The following is a 20,081-nucleotide window of genomic DNA, read 5'->3' on the forward strand; positions in this document are numbered from 1 at the left end:
GGCCAGCTCGAAGAACTTGCGCCTCGCATGGGCGAAGCAGCCTGCCTCGAGCACGGGGCCGGGGTCGCGTCCTTCGCGATAGAGGTCGTTGTAGCCGCTATAGGCATCGGCCTGTAGGATCCCGGACCAGCCTGCGAGATGGGCTTGCGGGTGCTCGCCGCGCCGATCGCGCGAGTAGTGGAACAGCGCCGCCGGTGGATCAGACCCGGCGAACGGCCGATCATCGCGGACGTAGACCCATAATCGGGCCACATCGGTCTTGCCCTTGGCCATGACCGGCACGGTGGTATCGTCGCCGTGGATGCGGTCTGCAGCCAGAACGTGCGCCTCGATCAGCTTGTAGATCGGCATCAGCGCGTGAGCAGCGGCGCCGACCTGATCGGCCAGGGTCGAGAGACTGAGCGGCACGCCTTCGCGAGCGAACCGCTCGGCCTGACGGTTGAGGGGCTGATGCTGCCCATACTTCTCGAACAGCAGCATGGCGAGAAAGCTGGGCCCGGCCCATCCGCGGGGCACCACATGGAAAGGAGCGGGGGCCTGAGCGATCTTCTCGCAGTCCCGGCACGCAAACTTCTCCCGGACCGTCTGGATCACCTTCCACGAGCGCGGGATGACCTCGAGCGTCTCGGTGACGTCCTCGCCGAGCTTGGACAGCCGGTCCCCACCGCAGGCCGGGCAGGAACAGGGGGCAGGCACCACCACGCGCTCGCGGGGGAGGTGCTCGGGGAACGGCTTCCTTGCCGGGCGCTTGCGCTCGAAGGCAGTGACCGTGGTGGTCTTCGCTGCCGCTTCCTCGGCAATCAGATCGTCCTCGGTGGCGTCAGCCTCGAGCTCTTCGAGCTGCAGCTCCATCTGACCCAGCAGGCGTCGGCTGCGCTCGGCGCTGGGGCCATACTGCTCGCGCTTCAGCTTGGCGATCTGCAGCTTGAGGTGAGCGATCAGCGCCTCGATGGCGCTCTGGTGGGCCATGGCGTTGGCGAGCTTGGCCGTGGCAGTGGCAGCGTTCTGCTCGGCCTCCTCGGCTCTGCGGGCCATCGTCGCCACCAGCGCCTTGAGCGCTTCAACGTCGTCTGGCAGGGGCGAGATGGCGGCTTCCACAGGAGAGATGGAATCATGTTCCACCCTCTGCCGCAAGGGCAAAACACCGCCTTGCGACGATTATCCTGCGCTCTGCGGCCGCCACGTATACTGGGGGTTCCTCCAGTCGATCCCCTCCAGCAGGCAGGCCAGCTGCGAGGGGGTCAGCGACACCGTTCCCTCCTTGGCCGACGGCCATACGAACCGGCCCTTCTCGAGCCGCTTGGCGTAGAGCGACATGCCGATCCCGTCGTGCCATATGATCTTGATCAGCGAGCCCGCGCGGCCGCGGAATACGAACAGATCCCCGCCATGCGGATTACGCTTCAGGCCCTGCTGCACCAGCAGTGCCAGGCCCTGCATGCCCTTCCTCATATCCGTGTGGCCCAGCGCGATCCACACCCGCGCGCCGGAAGGGATCATCGCAGAGCCTTCAGCGCGGCAGCGACCAGCGCCGGCGATGCCGCAGCGAAAACGCTCAGCCGCTTGCCGCGTGGCAGGTCGATGATCATCGCCGGGTGCTCGGCAGCGCTGACCGGCACCGCGTCCCCGTCGATCACCGCTTCGGCGAATACCGGCGTGGGAAGCGCATCCGGCGCCTCGGCCTCCTGCGCCGCGCCTGCATCGAGCAACTTGCGCCGCCAAGTGTAGATCAGCGCCGAGGAGATATCGTGCCGCCGACACACCTCGGCAACGCAGGCGCCAGGCGCGAACGCCTCGGAAAGGATCCGCAGCCGTTCTTCCTCGCTCCACCGGCGCCGCCGCTCCGGCCCCGAAAATACCGTCACCTGACCCATCGACCACTCCTAAGCGCGCTCAAAAGAGCACGCTAAAGAGCGCTCGCTACCTACCCGCGCAAGGCGGCCCCGCTAGCGTCCGCGCTCGTGGTGTAATTTCTGGTGTAGATTGAGGTGATCGCATGGGGTGGGGCATGCCCCACCCCATGCGATTTCGATCTCGGTGGCCACCGGGCTCATTGGTAAGGTGGAGTTTCCAGACTTCACACCAACCAAGGAGTTGATCCCGATGACCGAAGACAGACTACCGCTTGCCGAGCTTTTGGCGAAGAGCGGAGATGGAGATTTTCTGCGCACCATTGCCGAGAGCGTATTGCAGATCATCATGGAGGCCGACGTCGAGGGCCTGGTCGGCGCCGCCCGGCACGAGCGCTCCTGCGAGCGCACGACCTGGCGCAACGGCTACCGCGACCGCAGCCTCGATACCCGGCTCGGCACGCTCAATCTGAAGATCCCCAAGCTGCGGACCGGCGCATACTTCCCGGGCTTCCTGGAGCCGCGCAAGACGGTGGAGAAGGCCTTGGTCGCGGTGATCCAGGAGGCATGGATCGCCGGCGTCAGCACCCGGCGCGTCGATGATCTGGTGCAGGCGATGGGCATGACCGGCATCTCCAAATCCTCGGTCTCGAAGCTGTGCAAGGACATCGACGAGCGCGTCCATGCCTTCCTCAAGCGTCCGCTCGCAGGCGACTGGCCCTATCTCTGGCTCGATGCCACTTACCTGAAGGTGCGCCAGGGCGGCCGGATCGTCAGCGTTGCCGCGATAATCGCCGTTGCCGTCAACACCGAAGGCAAGCGCGAGATCGTCGGCCTGCATATCGGCCCTTCGGAGGCCGAGGTGTTCTGGTCGGACTTCCTCAAGGACCTCGCCCGCCGCGGGCTGACGGGGGTCAGGCTGGTCATCTCGGACGCCCACGAGGGCCTCAAGGCCGCGATCACCCGCGTGCTCAGCGCCACCTGGCAGCGCTGCCGCGTCCACTTCATGCGCAATGCGCTGGCCTACGTTCCCAAGGGGCAGAACACGGTCGTTGCCGCCGCCATCCGTCAGGTCTTCCTCCAGCCCGATCATGCCGCTGCGACACAGGTCTGGCGTCAGGTCGCCGACCAGCTGCGCGCCCGCTGGCCGAAGCTTGGCACCTGCATGGATGAAGCCGAGCATGACGTGCTGGCCTACATGACCTTCCCTGAGCAGCACCGGGTCAAGCTCCACAGCACCAATCCGCTCGAACGGCTGAACAAGGAGGTCAAGCGCCGCGCCGATGTCGTCGGCATCTTCCCCAACGAGGACAGCATCATCCGCCTCGTCGGCGCCGTCCTGCTCGAGCAAAACGACGAATACCAGCTCCAGCACCGCTACATGCAGATCGAGGGCATGGCGGCGCTCGCCACACCAACAATCGAGGAGGCTCAGCCGCTACAGGTTACACAAAAGGCCGCCTGAAAATGCCGCCCGCTGGCCACACCCGAATTTACACCACATTGACGGACACGACCGCGGCCCCCGCCGGATGGATACGATACAGGCTCTTAGCCATAAGGACTTCGACACATAACGAAGTCCTTATGTGCGGCGCATGGCCCCTGATTGTGGGTAGGGTGGTGGGCGAATGCCGCGCCGCTATCTCAAGCATCGGTAATGCCGATGGGATCTTGCCGAGTTGGGCGGACGGGGCAGCGAACACATTCAATTCTGGCTATCGAACCGACGTCGATCAGTCCAATCATCTCTCGCGAATGCTGCCTTGTAAGCGTCCGATCGCCAGTGTGTGAGATGATGGCCGCTTTTGGGACCGCGCGCGGGCTCCGCTTATGGCCGCACATGGGTGGTTTGCTGCCGCTTCTAGCGGGAGCGATAGGATTGCACTGCCTCGGCCACCAAGGCTTGCTCGGTCTCTTCCATGTTGGTGCCGATGTAGGCTTCCATGCGCCACGTTCCGTCGAGGTAGTGCTGCCCGACCGCGGAGTCGAAAAAGGCGATCATTTGCCTAAGCTCGTCCTCTGTGAACTCCCAGTTCAGGTGTTCCTCGTATTCGCTCTGGTAGGCGGGACGGTATCTCTCATAGACAGCTTTCAGAGCCTCGATCCGTCCGGCGAAACCATCCAACAGGTTGGATTCTGCCCTGTTATCTGACCCAATCTCGTGCCAGCCAAGCTCGGGCACAAATGCGTATCGTTCCAAGAAGCTGCCGCTGTCCAAGCGGCTCTGGATGCCGACAACTGTCATGAATCGCCGGACCAGCTCAAGCTTCTCCGCAGTCGGGGGAGTTTCAATGCGAGCTGATGGGGCAAGCGAGGTTCTGTGGTTAGGGGCTTCGGCCATTGCTGGTGACAATGGAGCACCAAGTAGCGCGGCTGCCAAGACGATCTTTTGCATCGTGAGAGCTTAGCGCGTGGATGTATGACCACAATGGGGTCGCTTGCTGAAGGGCAGCATTTTTTCGCCGATGGGGCAAAGCGGACATGGACAGAGGCCACCGCCACCCGCCGCTGAACGAATGCCGAAGCGGCTGGCAGGCGACCGGATCCGCGAAACAAGCGGGCCGACCGCGTCCACCAATCGCGTTCGCCGATCAGCGCACTACCTACTTGTATTCGGCCCTTGCAGTGGGATTCGTCGTGTGTCACATGCTGGTCCACACGCCCTTCTTGGCGTGCTGCAACCCGCGGTTTTCCGGGCTTTGCGAGTGGTCGGAAAAGTGGACTCGCATCCTGTCTCCCCGACCATTTTTGCCGCCCGCGTTCGGGCTAGCATTACTTCTCCATAATCGCCGGTGCAGCCGGGATAGGGGTTCCGGTGAGGATTGCGGTCTCCTCGCTGGCGAGCAGCCCGACGACCTGCGTCCACACCGCGACATTCTGGCGCAGCTGGGCGATGTCGATCTTGTCGAGCGTGTCATCCGGCGTGTGGTGGAGATCGAAATAGCGGGTGCCGTCCTGCTGCAAGTCGATCAGCGCCCCCTTCTGGTCGCGCACGATGTTGAGGTCCGCCCCGCCGGTGGCGACATCGCTGCCACTCGACACGCCGAAACGCGCGACGGCAGAGGCGATCTTCTTGTGCAGCGCGGGATTGGTCTCGCGGAAATTGCTGTCGAAGCGCCAGATGCGATCGGCACCGAAATCGCTCTCGAGGCCGACCGCGATCGGCTCGTTGATGTGCGCCGCGCTATAGGCCTTTGAACCCCACAGCCCGGTTTCCTCAGCCCCGGCCAGCAGCACCCGGACGGTGCGCAGCGGGCGACCTGCATTGGCGACCCTGCGAGCAGCGGCGATGATGATGCCGCAGCCTGCCGCATCGTCGAACGCCCCCGGCCCATTCCACCAGCTGTCGAGATGGCACGCGAGCAGCACTGGCGGGAGCGAGGGATTGCGCCCGACGATCTCGCCAACCACGTTGCCGCTCTCGGTCATCCCGAGCCGGCGGGGATTCATCTCGAGCCGCATCGTGATCGGACGCCCACGGGCGCGGACGAACATGCGTTCAAGGTTTGCGGCATCGGGCAGGCTCAACGCGCCTGCCGGTATGGCCGCGACACCATCGGGAAAGCTGGTGCTGCCGGTGTGCGGATTGCGATGATTGTCGGTGCCGACCGATTTGATGACGGTCGCCACTGCGCCCTTGCTCGCCGCAATCCCTGCCCCGACCCAGCGCGCGGGACCGGCAAAGCCATACTGGCTGCCATCCTGCGTGCGCGACATGGCGTGGCTGATGTAAGCGATTTTGCCCTTGAGGCTGCCTTCAGGCGCGGCGCGCAATTCGTCGACCGTGCGGAAGAACACCACCTCCGCCTCGATCCCGCCCGCAGGCGTTGCCGCGCTATCGCCCAGCGGTAAAACCACAAGATCCTGCGCGAAGGGAGCGGTTACCCGCGCGCGCGCAATATCGCCTGGCACCCAGGTGTCCATCATGAAAGGCTCGATCGCGATGTTCTCGAAGCCATACTGCTTGAGCCATTCCACCGCCCATGCCCGCGCCCGCGCCTCGGCCTCGGTTCCGGCCTGACGCGGGCCGACCTCGGTGGTGAGCCCTTCGACGAAGGCATAGGCATAATCATCGCTCGTCAGCGCCAGATCGGCCTGCTGCGCCAGGTCGAGCGGCGGCGGGGGAAGGTTGGCGGCGGCGGGGACACAGAGCGAAAGAGCGGCCAGCGCGGTCAGGGTGCGGTTCATGGGCCGTGTTGCTATCGGGCCAAGGCGCGCAAGTCTAGCCGCTTGCCCTTGCCCCGCCGCTTGCCTATCTGCGCACGCAAACATCCCACCCAATTTCACGATCCCGAAGGACCCATCCGATGGCCGCCCAATACGCCTATGTCATGAAGGGCATGACCAAGACCTTCCCCGGTGCGCAGAAGCCGGTGCTGAACAATATCAACCTGCAATTCTATCAGGGCGCGAAGATCGGCATCGTCGGCCCCAATGGCGCGGGCAAGTCGACCTTGATCAAGATTATGGCCGGGATCGACAAGGATTTCACCGGCGAGGCCTGGCCGGGCGAGAACATGACCGTCGGCTATCTGGAACAGGAGCCGGAGCTCGATCCGACCAAGACTGTGCTCGAAAACGTTCGCGAAGGCGCCAAGGAAATTGCCGACCTGGTCACACGTTTCAACGAAGTCAGCGCGCTGATGTGCGAGCCTGACGCCGATTTCGAGGCGCTCGGCGCGGAGATGGGCGAGCTTCAGGACAAGATCGACGCGGTTGACGGCTGGACGCTCGACAACCAGCTCGAAGTGGCGATGGAAGCCCTGCGCTGCCCGCCGGGCGACTGGCCAGTCACCGACCTTTCCGGCGGGGAAAAGCGCCGCGTCGCGCTCACCCGGCTGCTGATCCAGAAGCCCTCGATCCTGCTGCTCGACGAGCCGACCAACCACCTCGACGCCGAGAGCGTCCAGTGGCTCGAAAATCACCTCAAGGATTACCCCGGCGCGGTGCTGATGATCACCCACGACCGCTATTTCCTCGACAATGTGGTCGACTGGATCCTCGAGCTCGATCGCGGCTCCTACTACCCCTATGAAGGCAACTATTCGACCTATCTCGAAAAGAAGGCCAAGCGTCTCGAGCAGGAGAGCCGCGAGGAAAGCGGCAAGCAGAAGGCGCTCCAGCGCGAACTTGAGTGGATCCGCCAGACCCCGGCCGCGCGCCAGACCAAGTCCAAGGCGCGTATCCGCAAGTTCGAGGAGCTCCAGAACAGCCAGGAAAACCGCCAGATCGGCAAGGCGCAGATCGTCATCCAGGTGCCCGAGCGCCTCGGCGGCAAGGTTATCGAAGCCAAGAACATCTCCAAGGCCTATGGCGACAAGCTGCTGTTTGAAAATCTCTCCTTCACCCTGCCCCCGGGCGGGATCGTCGGGGTGATCGGGCCCAACGGCGCGGGCAAATCGACCTTGTTCAAGATCCTCATCGGCAAGGAAAAGCCCGATAGCGGCACGATCGAGATCGGCTCGACCGTGCGGCTGGGCTATGTCGATCAGAGCCGCGACCAGCTCGATCCGACCAAGAACGTATGGGAGGAGATCTCCGACGGGCTCGATTACATGAAGGTCAACGGGCAGGATGTGTCGACGCGGGCTTACGTTGGGGCGTTCAACTTCAAGGGCGCCGACCAGCAGAAGAACGTCGGCAAGCTCTCGGGCGGCGAGCGCAACCGCGTGCACATGGCCAAGATGCTGAAACAGGGCGGCAACGTGCTGTTGCTCGACGAGCCGACCAACGATCTCGATGTCGAGACGCTGGCGGCGCTCGAAGACGCGATCGAGAACTTCGCCGGCTGCGCGGTTGTGATCAGCCACGACCGCTTCTTCCTCGACCGGCTGGCGACCCACATCCTCGCCTTCGAGGGCAACAGCCATGTCGAATGGTTCGAAGGCAATTTCGCGGCCTACGAGGAAGACAAGCGGCGCCGTCTAGGCGACGCGGCCGACCGCCCGACGCGCCTCGCCTACAAGAAGCTGACGCGATAAATGGCCGGAAAGACGGGCGTTTGTGACAGCGCCCGCCGCTCCTTTACGATCCCCTGACGTGGGCCGTGTCATTCTGCCGCCTGACAGCGGGTTCGCAGGGGACATCGGGGGCGTGATAGCTGGAATCGCAGTGCCGCGCGAAGCGGCGACGACGGCGACTCTGGCGTCTTTGTCGCCCGGCATCCTGGTAGAGCAGGAACGCAAGAGGCGCAGCCTGCCCGATCCGCTCCCGGGCCGGTTCGCCCCGGCCAAGCTCGCACCATCCGGCAAGCACGCCGATCGCCGCTTTATCCGCCGCATCGCCACGCAGGCGGTGCGGCACGCGCAGATCGACCAGATCGCGAGCCTGCGCCCCGGCCGGGACGCGCAAACCCGCGAAGAGGTGCTAAGGCGGATCGCGGGGGGGGTGATACGGGCCGGGATCCGGCGCGAAGACAGCTGTGCCCGGATCGAAGGCGACGCGTTCACCATCGTCATTCAGGGCGCCGACGAGCGCGCCGCAATCGGCGTGGCCGAGCGCTTGCGCCGCGCGCTGGCCCGGTTCAGACTGCCGCGGCCGGGCACGAATAATCCCTTCACCACCAGCTTCGGGGTTGCCGCCGGACGGGTGAATGACAGCCGCGACAATCTCGTCTCCCGCGCCCGCGCCTGAACGTTCGGTCGACTGCGCCTAGTCGAGCGGGTTCAGGGCGCGACCCAGCGCCCTTGCCAGGCTCGGTCAGCGCGAACGAACTGCGCGCGGACATGGCCGGTATGTGCCAGATAAAGCCAGTCGAGCGATTCGATACTGATCAGCAGCACGGCGAAATTCGCGCGCGCGGGGACAAGCTGGGCATCGTCCGGTTCCACCCCTTCGAATTCGGGCGGCAGGCCCGAAGTGGCGACCGGCGAAGCTGCGCCCGGCCCTTCGCCGAGATAGCAGCGCCGGGCGAAATTGGTGCTCGCCGCCCAGGCGGCATCCGCCACCGGCCCGTGCGCCTCGATCCGGCCGCGCCCGCGCACGCGGATCTGGATCTTCGCACCCTTGTCGTAGAACACGCCGGCCACGCGCGGATCGGCGATCACCGCCTGCGCCTTGGGCGCGCGGGTATCGGTGTGCAGCCGCAAGGTCCATGTCGTCGGATCGAAGGCGCGCAGCACCATCACCCGCGCATCGACATCGGCGGTCGCAATCACCGGCGTGTGCATCGGTGACTTGCGATCGCGCGCTGCGCGGATCAGGCGACTGGCACAATCGGCGCAAATCTCGTCGAGCGTTTCAAACATTTCAATCGCCTTTGGCTGCTCTTGGTCCGGCGTCAAGCCAGGGCATTTTCATTCACATTGATCGCTTTTTTTCTGAACGTCGGCAAAGCGGTTCATCCCTGCGACAGTCTGCGGCGGTTAATTCCGTTCTATCAACAAGCCGCTTGTGGTGGGCGGGCGACACTGGAGGCATTGATGACCAAGACCCTGATTGGCAGGGGCGGTGCGCTTTCGGCTCTCGCCCTTGTGCTTGCCCTTGCCGCACCCCTGGCTCCCGCCGAGGCCCAAAGCCGCGGCGAAGCGCGCGCCGAGCGGATGCAGATGCGCGGCGAGCGGGCGCAGGTGCGTTTCGAGCGCCCCGCGCCGCCACCCCGAGCTGAACGCGCCGACCGGGCCGAGTCCCCCTTCCGGGTCGAACGTCCCGCTCACGCTGAGCGGGCGCCGCGGCACGACCGCTTCGGGGCCGAGGTCATCGGCCGGGCCGAGCGTGCCGGCGAACCCGATGCCCGCCCGGTCGGGATGCTGCGCGGCGATGCCCCGGCGCGCCGCGCCGAGCAGATCGATCGTCGCAGCGAACGCCGGGCTGACCGGATCGACCGCGGCAGCGAGCGCCGGGCCGAGACTGTCGAGCGCCGCGGGGAACGCCGCGCCGAGCGGTTTGAATGGCTGGGCCGTGACCGTGCGGCGGAGCGCCTCGAACGCCGGGCCGATGCCATCGAGCGTCGCGGCGATAGCCGGGCCGAAGAAATCGCGGGTCGCGGTGATCGCCGCGCCGACCGCGTCGAACGCCGCGGCGAGCGGTGGGGCGACGGCGTGCGCGAGGCCTATCGCGATAGCCGCCGCGATGGCGACTGGCGCGACGCGCGCCGCGATGGCGACTGGCGTGATGACCGGCGCGACTTTCACCGCGATCGGCGTAACTGGCGGCGCGATGACTGGCGCTGGAACTATGGCGGCTGGGCCGGTTGGGACAGCCGCGACTTCCGCCGCTGGGACCGGCGCTGGCGCAGCAACCGCAACTATGACTGGTGGTATTACCGCAACGCCAACCGCTTCCATTATCGGCCCGGCCCCTATTTCGCCCCCTATCGCAGCCACCGCTACAGCCGGCTGGAGATCGGGTTCTTTCTCGATAGCCTGTTCTTCCAGCCGCGCTTCTTCATCAACGATCCGTGGGACTACCGCCTGCCGCCCGTCTACGGCCCCTATCGCTGGGTGCGCTACTACAACGACGTGGTGCTGGTGGACGTCTATACCGGTGAAGTGGTCGATGTGATCTACGACTTCTTCTGGTGATTGCCGGCGGACGTGCGGTGCGGGATTGCACCGCACGCCCGGCTTGCTAACAGGCAGGGCATGACCGCCGCCGATACCGTTCCAGACCAGCAGGCCCTCGCCCGCGTAGGTAGGCAGGTGCGCGAGCGGCTGGCCGCAGATCCCGGGGTATATCGCATCGAGAACGATCACTGCGAGCTGTTCGCGGTGGGCGATTTCCTCACTCTTGCCGAATGCGCGAAGCTGTGCGCCATGATCGACGCGGTCGCCCGTCCCTCCTCGCTGCACGAGCTCGACTACGCCAGCGGCTTTCGCACCTCCTATTCCGGCGACCTCGATCCTTGCGACAGCTTCGTCAAAGGCATTTCGCGCCGGATCGACGATCTGCTCGGCTTGCCGCCGGAAATCGGTGAGCCGGTGCAGGGCCAGCGCTATCTTCCCGGCCAGCAGTTCCAACCGCATAATGACTGGTTCTACACCTCTGAGAAATACTGGAAGCTCGAACAGGCGCGCGGCGGGCAACGCAGCTGGACGGCGATGGCCTATCTCAACGAGGTCGAGCAAGGCGGCGCAACCCACTTCACCGAAATCGGTATCCAGATCGAACCCAAGCCCGGCGTGCTGCTGCTGTGGAACAACGCCCTGCCCGACGGCCGCCCCAACGAAGGCACGATGCATGCCGGAATGCCGGTGATCCGCGGGGCGAAATACGTCATCACCAAATGGTATCGCACCCGCAAGTGGCGCTAGGATAAACCCAGCGCCCTATTTCTCCTGGGCGGTCCGCACTGTCTCGCAGTCCCGCCTGATCGCCCGCACGTCCTGCGCGAGACGCTCGACGCGGTGCGCCAGCCGCAGGATTTCCAGCTGGGTGCGCAGATTGACCTCGTAATCGTGGCGCGCGGTGATGCGGTCCTTCATCGCCTGCCGGTTCTGGCTCATCAGGATCACCGGCGCCTGCACCGCCGCCAGCATCGACAGCATCAGATTGAGGAAAATGAACGGATAGGCATCAAAGGGCCTGAAGCCCATTGCCTGCAACACCCCGCTGTTGAGCACCGCCCATGTCGCCATCACCAGACCAAAGCCGAGGATGAAGCCCCAACTGCCGCCCACCGCGGCGACCCGATCAGCCAGCCGGTCCTTCCACGTCTCTTGTGCCTGCGCTAGCTCGTCCGCATCGCGCCCGGTAAAGGTGCCCGCCGCCACGCGCTTCAGCACCCGCTGTTCGGCCGGATCGAGCTCGTCGAAGGCACGCCCCAGAAGATCGTGGGCCAGTTTGTGCGGATCGGCCTCGCGGGTCATGCTGGCACCCTAGGCTTTCGCCAGCGCCTCGGCAATCAGCTGGCGGGTGGGCGCGATGCCGTAGAGCGCGATGAAGCTGCCCATGCGCGGCCCCTGCGCGCTCCCGAGCAGGGTCTCGTAGAGCGCCTTGAACCAGTCGCGCAGGGATTCGAACCCGAACTGCTCCTGCTTGCCGATCTCGTAAACGATGGTCTGCAAGTCCTCGGCGCTCATGTCCGCCGGCGCCTCGGCCAGCGCCGCATCGAGCGCCCGCAGTGCTGCCACCTCGCCGCCGACAGGGGCGCGCTTGGCGAGCGTGAGCGCGATGAAATCGCGGTTATAGGCAAGCGCCTTCATCACCAGCACATCGAGCGCGGGGTGCGATGCCGGATCGGCATCGGCGACATAATTGCCGAGATAGGACCACACCGCCTCGCGGGTTGCCCCCGCCCCCAGCACGCCGACCAGATTGAGCAGCAGGCTGAAGGGCACGGGCAGCGTATCGCCCTGCCCTGGCGCATCGGCGCCCTCGTGGTGCCGGTTCGCGCGCAGCAGGTGCCACACCGGATTGCCGAGCCGCTTATCGATATCCTGCGAAGGGATCGCGGCGCGGAACTGCCAGTAATCGTCCACCGCCTTGGGGATCACGCCGGCGTGCAATTGCTTGGCGCTCTTGGGATTGGCGAAGATATAGAAGCCGAGGCTCTCCTCGCTGCCATATTCGAGCCATTGCTCGATCGACAGACCATTGCCCTTGGACTTGGAGATTTTCTCTCCGCGCGCATCGAGGAACAGCTCGTAGATCAGGCCTTCGGGCTTGTTCCCGCCGAGCACGCGGGCAATCTTGCCCGACTGGATGCCGCTGTCGGTCAGGTCCTTGCCGTACATCTCGTAATCGACGCCAAGCGCCACCCAGCGCATCGCCCAGTCGACCTTCCACTGGCACTTGGCCATCCCGCCCAATGCTGATTGTTCGATGATGCTGCCGTCCTCGTCGGTGAAGCGGATGATCCCGGCGGCCGCGTCCACCACCTCGATCGGCACCTGCAACACCGCGCCGGTGGTGGGCGAAATCGGCATCACCGGGGAATAGGTGCGGCGGCGCTCCTCTCCGAGGGTCGGCAGCATGATGTCCATGATCGCGCCGAAATTGGCGAGCACACCCTTGAGCGCTTCATCGAACCGGCCCGAATTGTAACAGTCCGAGGAGCTGACGAATTCATATTCGAAGCCGAAGCGGTCGAGAAAGTCGCGCAACATCGCGTTGTTATGCGCAGCGAAGCTCTCGAACTTGCCGAAAGGATCGGGGATGCGCGACAGCGGCTTGCCGAGGTGCTCGGCCAGCATCGCCTGATTGGGGACGTTGTCGGGCACCTTCCTGAGGCCATCCATGTCGTCCGAAAAGGCCACCAGCCGCGTCGGCGCGCCGCCGGTCAAGGTCTCATAGGCGCGGCGCACCAGCGTGGTGCGCAGCACTTCCTGAAAGGTGCCGATATGCGGCAGGCCCGAGGGGCCATAGCCCGTCTCGAACAGCACCCCGCCCGGCTTGCCTTCGGGCAGACGTCGGGCAAGGCGCTGCGCTTCCTGGAACGGCCAGGCCTTGGAAGTTCGGGCAGCGGCGATAAGGGCGTCTTGGGTAATCGTCATGGCAGGGGGGCTATTAGGGATGGCCGTCAAGCTTGCAAGCCCAATGCCGAGGGTAGGGTTGACAAAGGTGACAGCTTGTCAACTTTGAAATGAAATTACGTTCTGTGAAAAATCAGAAGGTTACATTGCATTTTTGCTCGGTTTGTTGCCCGGACGGACATCACGACTACGCGCAGAAATGGCGCGCGGCCCTGATTGGTGCAGACTTCTAGCGGGCTGGCCGCCTGTAGGACAGACTGCGGGACACAGCCCGATCGCAGTGCGTTTACATCGGCGCGCGGCTCGCGCATCGTTCTGGCTGTGACTCTCCCCGATCCTCTCCCCCTTCCTGCGCTCCATGCCAGCCATGGCGGCCACTGGCTGCGCACCGGATCGGGCGCGACCCAGGCCGTGTCGAAGGGCGATGCGATCATGGCTGCCGCCGATACCCCGGTGTTGCTGATCAACGCCCCGCTGGTGGCCAGCCGGCTGGGATACCCTGACCTTTCCGGGCTCGATCTGCTCGAAGCCTTCGCCTTCATCCACCCCGCGCGTTTCTGCGTGCCCACACCGCGTGGCCTTGCCGAAGCGCTGGGCCTGCCCGTGCCTGAAACCGACGCTGCGGTGCCCGAACTGCTCCAGCGCGCCGCCGGGGCGCTGATCGCGGCGGTGCGCGATCCCGCATGGTTCGCGCGCGAAGGCGCATGGAGCGCGCTGCAATCGCTGGAGCGTCTGCGCTGGCCCTGGGCGCAGGTGCTCAAACCTCACATCGCCAGGCCCGAGAAGGCCGAACGCTGGCTGTTCGCACGCCTGCCCGAATGGGAGGAAGCCGGCGAGCGCCCCGCCCCGCGGCAGGTGGAACTTTCGCCCGAGGCGGTGCAGGCGCAGCTGGCACGGCTCACCGGCGAAGGGGCCGAGATCCGCGAGGGCCAGCGTGCCTATGCGCAGGCCGTGTCGCGCATCTTCGCCCCACGCTCTGCCCCCGGCCGTCCGCATCTGGCGCTGGCGCAGGCGGGCACGGGGATCGGCAAGACGCTGGGCTATCTCGCCCCTGCCTCGCTGTGGGCGCAGCGCAGTGGGGGCACGGTGTGGGTTTCAACCTTCACCAAGAATCTGCAACGCCAGCTGCGCAGCGAAAGCCGCCGGGCATGGCCCGCAAGGCGCCCTGACGGCACCCCGCCGGTGGTGGTGCGCAAGGGGCGGGAGAATTACCTCTGTCTGCTCAATCTGGAGGACGCGCTCCAGGGCGGGTTCGCGGGCCGGGCGGCGGTGCTGGCGCAGCTGGTGGCGCGCTGGGGCGCCTATACCCGCGATGGTGACATGATCGGCGGCGATCTGCCGGGCTGGCTCGGCACGCTGTTCCGCAAGCGCGCGATCGCGGCGCTGACCGACCAGCGCGGCGAATGCATCTTTGCCGGGTGCCCGCATTATCGCAAATGCTTCATCGAGCGCGCCGCAAGGGACAGCGCGCAGGCCGATCTGGTGATCGCCAATCACGCGCTAGTGATGATCAACGCGGCGCGTGCGCGTGACCCGAACCAGCGCCCCACCCGCCTGATCTTCGATGAAGGCCACCACGTGTTCGAAGCAGCGGATGCGACCTTTGCGGCCACTTTGTCGGGGCAGGAGGCGATCGAGCTGCGCCGCTGGCTGATCGGCCCCGAGCGCGAGGCACGCGGGCGGCGGCGCGGGCTTTCGGCGCGGCTCGCGGATGTGGCGAGCTATGACGAGGCGGGCGCAGAAGCGATCGCGGCGGCGTGCAAGGCCGGGCAGCTGCTTCCCACCGACGGCTGGCTCCAGCGGCTTGCCGACAATAGCCCCTTCGGTCCGCTCGAAGCCCTGTTCGCGGCGGTGCGCACCGCCACCTATGCTCGCGACGAGAGCGGCGGGCATGAGGCTGGCTACGGCCTCGAGACCGAGGCTTCGGGCCTGCCAGGCGCGGTAATCGAGGCGGCCAGCGCCGCGGGCGAGGCCCTCGCCAGCATCCGCGTGCCGCTGATCCGGCTGGGCGGGCGGCTTGAGGCCATCCTCGCCGAACCGCCCGACTGGCTCGACGCGCAAGGCCGCGCGCGGATCGAGGGGGCGCGGTTTGCCCTGGCCTGGCGGATCGAGCTGATCGCGGCGTGGGAGGCGCTGCTCGACCGGCTGGGCGGCCCGGCGGACCCGCAATTCGTCGACTGGCTTGCGGTCGACCGCTCCGAGGCGCGCGAATTCGACGTCGCCATCCATCGCCGCTGGCTCGATCCGATGAAGCCCTTCGCCCGCGTGGTGCTCGAACCGGCGCACGGGGTGCTGCTGACCAGCGCCACGCTCACCGACCGCACCCTGGAGGAAGACCGCTGGGCCAGCGCGATCGCGCGTTCGGGAGCGGCGCATATCGAGGTTACCCCGCAGCTCTCCACCGCCGACAGCCCCTTCGACTATGCGAGCCGCGCCGAGGTGCTGATCGTCACCGACATCGCCAAGGGCGATCTGCCCGCGCTGGCGGGGGCCTATGCCCGGATCATCGAGGCGTGCGGCGGCGGCGTGCTGGGCCTGTTCACCGCGATCCGCCGGCTGCGCGCGGTGCATGGCCGCATCGCCGACCGGCTCGCGCGGGCCGGGCTGCCGGTCTATGCCCAGCATGTCGATCCGATCGACACTGGCACGCTGGTCGATATTTTCCGCGACGATCCGCGCGCCAGCCTGCTCGGCACCGATGCCCTGCGCGACGGGGTGGACGTGCCCGGCCACAGCTTGCGCTGCGTGGTGATGGAGCAGGTGCCCTGGCCGCGTCCCGACATCCTGCACAAGGCACGCAGGCTCGCCGCCAGTAAAGCGGGGGGTGGCGGCAGCGCCTATGACGACCGCATCATCCGTGCGCGGCTGGCGCAGGCATTTGGCCGGCTGATCCGCAGCAAGGAGGATGCCGGCCATTTCATCGTGCTTTCCCCTGCCTTCCCCTCGCGCCTGCTGTCCGCTTTCCCGCCCGGCACGCCGGTCTTGCGCGTCCGGCTTGATGAGGCTTTACAACGCGTCGCCAGTGGTGTTCTGGACAGGCAGTCCGATCCCCAGCCAGGAGCCTTGCAGCCTTGAAGATCCTCGGTCTCCTGCGCCACGCAAAATCCGACTGGGACGATATGAACCAGCGCGATTTCGACCGCGGGCTGAACGCGCGCGGCAAGAAGGGCGCGCAGCTGATCGGCGCGCATATCCGCGATCACGGGATCAAATGGGACAAGGTGATTGCCTCGCCCGCGGTGCGGGTGAAGCTGACGCTCGAAGGCGCCCTGCCCGACGTCGCCCCGGAATATGACCACAAGCTCTATCTCGCCAGCTACGACACCATCATCGAGACGATTGAGGCCCATGCTGGCAGCGGCGATGCCGAAGCGGACGCGATCCTCGTCGCCGGGCACAATCCGGGCTTGCAGGACGTGCTGCTCGAACTGGTCGCGCCGGGCAAGGAAAACGCCCTGTTCAAGCAAGCGGTGGTGAAGTTTCCCACCGCCGCCTACGCCGTGCTCGAATGCGATATCGACCACTGGTCGCAGCTCAAGCGCTACTGCGCGGGGCTGGTGCACTTTGCCCGGCCCCGCGATCTCGATCCCGCGCTGGGGCCGGAAAATTAGGCCGCCGCCGGGCGCAGGGCGGGGTTACTCGCCCTTGCCCTCACCCTCTCCGCCTTCCAGCCCGCGCGCCGCGAGCAGCGGCTGGATGTCGGGCTGGCGACCGGCGAAGTTCTGGAACATCTCGAAATAGTCCATCGTCCCGCCGCGGCTCAGCACGGTCTTGCGGTAGTGATCGCCGTTGGCCCTGGTCAGGCCGCCGTTGTCGCGGAACCACTTGCGGCTGTCGTGATCGAGCATCTGGGTCCACAGATAGGAATAATAGCCCGCCGAATAGCCCGCCGGATCGCTGAAGATGTGGTTGAAATAGGTCGAACGATAGCGCGGCGGCACCAGCCCGACTTCCAGTCCCAGCTCCTCCAGCGCCTTGCGCTCGAAGGCATCGACTTCTTCCGGGGTGTCGATCGCGGCGGCGGCTTCGGGGGTGAGCGCGGCCCACTTCATGTCGAGCAGCGCGGCCGCCACGACCTCACCGAACTCGTAGCCCTGGTTGAACTTCGAGGCTGCCTCGATCTTCTCCACCAGCGCCATGGGGATGGTCTCGCCGGTCTTGTAATGCTTGGCGTAGTTCTGGAGCACCTGCGGATCAGTTGCCCACATCTCATTGATCTGGCTAGGATATTCCACGAAATCGCGGGCTGTGGCGGTGCCCGAGATGCTCTCGTAGCGCTGATCGGCAAACAGGCCGTGGAGCGCGTGGCCGAATTCGTGGAAGGCCGTGTTCACGTCATCGAAACTCACCAGCTGCACCTCGCCCGGCGCGGCCTTGGGGATGTTCAGCACGTTGTAGATCACCGGCTTGGTGCCCCACAGGTGGCTCTGCTCGACGAAATTGCTCATCCACGCCCCGCCGCGCTTGGAGGGGCGCTGGAAGGGATCGAAGTAGAACAGGCCAAGCTCCGAGCCATCGGCATCGAACACGGTATAGACCCACACGTCGGGGTGATAGACCGGCAGATCGGTGCGCCGCTTGAAGGTGAGGCCGTAGAGCTTGTTGGCGGCGTAGAACACGCCGTCTTCCAACACCTTGTCGAGCTGGAAATATTGCGCCACCTCGTCCTCGTCGAGGCCGTAGCGTTCGGCCTTGATCCGGCTCGCATAGCGATACCAGTCCCATGGCTGGACGGTGTGATTGCCGCCATCGGCCTTGATCGCCGCGTTGAGCATCGCCGCTTCGCGGCGCTGGGTCGCGGCGAGCGCGGGGACCAACTGCTCCATGAAATCGAGCGCGACCTTGGGGGTCTTGGCCATGCGATCATACATGGTATAGCTGGCCCAGTCCGGCGCGCCGAACAGCGCCGCCTTCTGCGCGCGCAGCGCGGCGATCTTCGCCAGCAGCATGCGGGTATCGTGTTCGGCCACCGTCCCGTCGGCGCGATTGTAACTCAGGCGGAACAGCTTCTCGCGGGTGGCGCGGTTTTCCAGCGCGGGCAGCTGCGGCTGCTGCGTGGTGTTCTGGAGCGCGATGGCATATTTGCCCGGATGGCCCTTTTCCGCCGCCAGATCGGCAGCAGCCCTGATGTCAGCTTCCGACAAGCCTGCGAGTTCGGCGGCGGTATCGACGATCAGCGGCTGGCTGTTGGTCGCCGCGCGCACCTTCTGGGCGAATTCGGTGGTGAGCGTGGAAAGCTGGCTGTTGATCGCCTTGACCTGCTCGCGCTCGGCCTCGGTCAGCAGCGCACCGGCGTGGACCATGCGCTTGTAGGTCTCCTCCAGCAGCCGCGCGTCCTCGGTGCTCAGCGTCATCGCTGCGCGCTTGTCATAGACCGCCTTGACCCGGGCAAAGAGCGCCGGATCGAGAAGGATCGAATCCTGATGGGCCGAAAGCTTCGGGCTGATCTCGGTGTCGATGGCGTCAAGCCGGTCGGTGGTGTTGGCTCCGGTCAGGGCATAGAACACCCGCGCCACGCGGCCGAGCATCCGGCCCGAGGTCTCCAGCGCGACGATGGTGTTCTCAAAGCTCGGCGGTTCGGGGTTGGCGATGATGGCGGCGACTTCGGCCTTCTGGATCGCCATGCCCTGCTCGAAGGCGGGGATGTAGTCGTCTTCCGAAATCTTCGTGAAATCAGGAGCGAGGAAGGGCAGCGTGCTGTCCGCGGCGAAATAGCCGGTGCCCTGCGGGATCGTGGGCGCGGCGGCGGGCATGCTTTCGCCGAGCGCGGGCTGCGCGGCAGGGCCAAGACCGATCACCAGCGCGGCAGCAGAAACGGTGGACAGGACAGGGATAAGGTTACGCGGGATCATGTCGTGGCTTTCTCTCGGTTCGGTGTCGCAGGCCTCGGCTGGGGGCAGCGGTGCGACAGGCTCATGCATGGGCGTCCTTGAACAGTGTCTGACCGGGAATTGCAAGGTCACCGGTCGAAAGCCCCCGGCCGATCAGCTTGCGTAGCCCCTGCCCCTCAGCGCCGATCCGGCCCTGCGGTGTCGCGGTCGGGAAATACGCAAGGCTGCGGCAACCGCAACCGGGCGGTGAGACGCTCCCTTTCGGCAATGAGCGGGACGACATCGCGCGCGACACCAAGCGCGCTTCTGCGTCTTCGCCTCGGACTGGATCGCGTTCGAGAAGGTGAGCCAGGCTCAAAGCAGCCCCGGCTGCCAACTTGCGCCTTTGGCCCAAGGCTCGTCGGTGCGGTCGATGGCGATCGACCCGTTCCACGGACGGCACAGCGCCAGCGCATCGCCAGGCGGGCCGCCAGTCCAGCTTGCGTAGTCGTCAGGCGCAAGCAGCACCGGCATGCGTTCGTGGACATCCGCCGCAGCGGTGCCGGCGCTGTCGGTCATCACCATCGCAAAGCATGCGCCCCATTCGTCCGATTGCCGCCAGACCCCAGCGGCGGCGAAGATCGGCGTTTCGGGGAGCGAGAGCCACGTGCGGGTCATGCGGCCTTTGGCTCCCTGCGCCTCGGCCCAGCCGGTGAGCGGGATCAGGCAGCGGCGCTGCGCGAAGGACGGGCGCCAGAAGAAGGTCTCCAGCTTGTCAGCCCGTGCGTTGTTGACCGGCTTGGGCTTGAGCTTCTGGCCCTGCTTGCCGGTCAACACCAGCGGGAAGCCCCAGGTCATGGCGCGCACCTGCCCTTCGGCGACCACGAGGCCGGGATAGCCGGGATAGACCTCCTCGGCGAAATTCGCGCCCTGTGTGGCTTCCACCGCATCGAACCACGCCGCCACTTCGGCCGCGTTCTTCGTCATGCGGTAGAGGTTGCACACCG

17 protein-coding genes are annotated in these 20,081 nt (G+C 65.8%); 7 read left to right on the plus strand and 10 right to left on the minus strand.

The window, feature by feature from the left end:
- The 3 genes from tnpC to tnpA form a co-directional block, all read right to left on the minus strand.
- Positions 1 to 1,098, minus strand: a 1,098-nt coding sequence (tnpC, locus tag BZF61_RS11410; RefSeq protein WP_086617424.1) for an IS66 family transposase, incomplete at its 3' end; no start/stop codon positions are given.
- 60 nt (positions 1,099 to 1,158) lie between these two features.
- Complete coding sequence (gene tnpB / locus BZF61_RS11415; RefSeq protein WP_086616938.1) at positions 1,159 to 1,500, minus strand: IS66 family insertion sequence element accessory protein TnpB; 342 nt, start codon at positions 1,498 to 1,500, stop codon at positions 1,159 to 1,161.
- Positions 1,497 to 1,874, minus strand: a complete 378-nt coding sequence (tnpA, locus tag BZF61_RS11420; RefSeq protein WP_086616937.1) for an IS66-like element accessory protein TnpA — start codon at positions 1,872 to 1,874, stop codon at positions 1,497 to 1,499. The genes tnpB and tnpA overlap by 4 nt, the downstream gene beginning before the upstream one ends.
- Positions 1,875 to 2,103: 229 nt before the next feature.
- On the opposite strand from tnpA, the gene BZF61_RS11425 reads away from it, so the two are divergent.
- Positions 2,104 to 3,315: an IS256 family transposase gene (locus BZF61_RS11425; RefSeq protein WP_086619578.1), complete on the plus strand. Its 1,212-nt coding sequence runs from the start codon at positions 2,104 to 2,106 to the stop codon at positions 3,313 to 3,315.
- Between the two features lie 399 nt (positions 3,316 to 3,714).
- On the opposite strand, the gene BZF61_RS11430 is transcribed toward BZF61_RS11425, so the two are convergent.
- Both BZF61_RS11430 and BZF61_RS11435 read right to left on the minus strand, forming a co-directional pair.
- Positions 3,715 to 4,248: a DUF2059 domain-containing protein gene (locus tag BZF61_RS11430; RefSeq protein ID WP_143737031.1), complete on the minus strand. Its 534-nt coding sequence runs from the start codon at positions 4,246 to 4,248 to the stop codon at positions 3,715 to 3,717.
- 377 nt (positions 4,249 to 4,625) lie between these two features.
- Positions 4,626 to 6,041: a M20/M25/M40 family metallo-hydrolase gene (locus BZF61_RS11435; protein WP_086619384.1), complete on the minus strand. Its 1,416-nt coding sequence runs from the start codon at positions 6,039 to 6,041 to the stop codon at positions 4,626 to 4,628.
- 119 nt (positions 6,042 to 6,160) lie between these two features.
- Here BZF61_RS11435 and ettA point away from each other — a divergent pair, with 119 nt between their 5' ends.
- Positions 6,161 to 7,834 (plus strand): energy-dependent translational throttle protein EttA, encoded by a 1,674-nt coding sequence (ettA, locus tag BZF61_RS11440; protein WP_086619385.1) that lies wholly within the window; start codon positions 6,161 to 6,163, stop codon positions 7,832 to 7,834.
- Positions 7,835 to 7,892: 58 nt separating this feature from the next.
- Entirely contained in the window at positions 7,893 to 8,486 is a 594-nt protein-coding gene (locus BZF61_RS11445; RefSeq protein ID WP_158094098.1) for a GGDEF domain-containing protein, read from the plus strand.
- Between the two features lie 32 nt (positions 8,487 to 8,518).
- Here the strand turns inward: BZF61_RS11445 and BZF61_RS11450 are convergent, their stop codons facing one another.
- A complete protein-coding gene (locus tag BZF61_RS11450; RefSeq protein WP_086619388.1) occupies positions 8,519 to 9,100 on the minus strand; it encodes a PNPOx family protein in 582 nt (193 codons plus the stop codon).
- A gap of 174 nt (positions 9,101 to 9,274) precedes the next feature.
- Between BZF61_RS11450 and BZF61_RS15905 the strand changes: the two genes are divergently transcribed.
- Positions 9,275 to 10,375, plus strand: coding sequence for an RcnB family protein (locus BZF61_RS15905; protein ID WP_245804607.1), 1,101 nt, complete (start codon positions 9,275 to 9,277; stop codon positions 10,373 to 10,375).
- A 60-nt stretch (positions 10,376 to 10,435) separates the two neighbouring features.
- Positions 10,436 to 11,104: a prolyl hydroxylase family protein gene (locus BZF61_RS11460; protein WP_086619390.1), complete on the plus strand. Its 669-nt coding sequence runs from the start codon at positions 10,436 to 10,438 to the stop codon at positions 11,102 to 11,104.
- 15 nt (positions 11,105 to 11,119) lie between these two features.
- Here the strand turns inward: BZF61_RS11460 and BZF61_RS11465 are convergent, their stop codons facing one another.
- Together BZF61_RS11465 and BZF61_RS11470 are read right to left on the minus strand one after the other, a co-directional pair.
- Positions 11,120 to 11,659, minus strand: coding sequence for a DUF1003 domain-containing protein (locus BZF61_RS11465; RefSeq protein ID WP_086619392.1), 540 nt, complete (start codon positions 11,657 to 11,659; stop codon positions 11,120 to 11,122).
- Positions 11,660 to 11,668: 9 nt separating this feature from the next.
- Complete coding sequence (locus tag BZF61_RS11470) at positions 11,669 to 13,285, minus strand: lysine--tRNA ligase (protein WP_211276769.1); 1,617 nt, start codon at positions 13,283 to 13,285, stop codon at positions 11,669 to 11,671.
- A gap of 411 nt (positions 13,286 to 13,696) precedes the next feature.
- Here BZF61_RS11470 and BZF61_RS11475 point away from each other — a divergent pair, with 411 nt between their 5' ends.
- Both BZF61_RS11475 and BZF61_RS11480 read left to right on the plus strand, forming a co-directional pair.
- Complete coding sequence (locus BZF61_RS11475; protein ID WP_425429627.1) at positions 13,697 to 16,339, plus strand: ATP-dependent DNA helicase; 2,643 nt, start codon at positions 13,697 to 13,699, stop codon at positions 16,337 to 16,339.
- Complete coding sequence (locus BZF61_RS11480) at positions 16,336 to 16,875, plus strand: SixA phosphatase family protein (RefSeq protein WP_086619394.1); 540 nt, start codon at positions 16,336 to 16,338, stop codon at positions 16,873 to 16,875. The genes BZF61_RS11475 and BZF61_RS11480 overlap by 4 nt, the downstream gene beginning before the upstream one ends.
- 24 nt (positions 16,876 to 16,899) lie before the next feature.
- Here BZF61_RS11480 and BZF61_RS11485 read toward each other — a convergent pair whose 3' ends face one another.
- Entirely contained in the window at positions 16,900 to 19,185 is a 2,286-nt protein-coding gene (locus tag BZF61_RS11485) for a M3 family metallopeptidase (protein WP_245804608.1), read from the minus strand.
- Between the two features lie 264 nt (positions 19,186 to 19,449).
- Entirely contained in the window at positions 19,450 to 20,079 is a 630-nt protein-coding gene (locus tag BZF61_RS11490) for an SOS response-associated peptidase (protein WP_086619395.1), read from the minus strand.
- Between the last annotated feature and the right edge of the window lie 2 nt (positions 20,080 to 20,081).

It is taken from the genome of Erythrobacter tepidarius, from assembly GCF_002155695.1.
GTDB classification, from domain to species: Bacteria; Pseudomonadota; Alphaproteobacteria; order Sphingomonadales; family Sphingomonadaceae; genus Erythrobacter; species Erythrobacter tepidarius.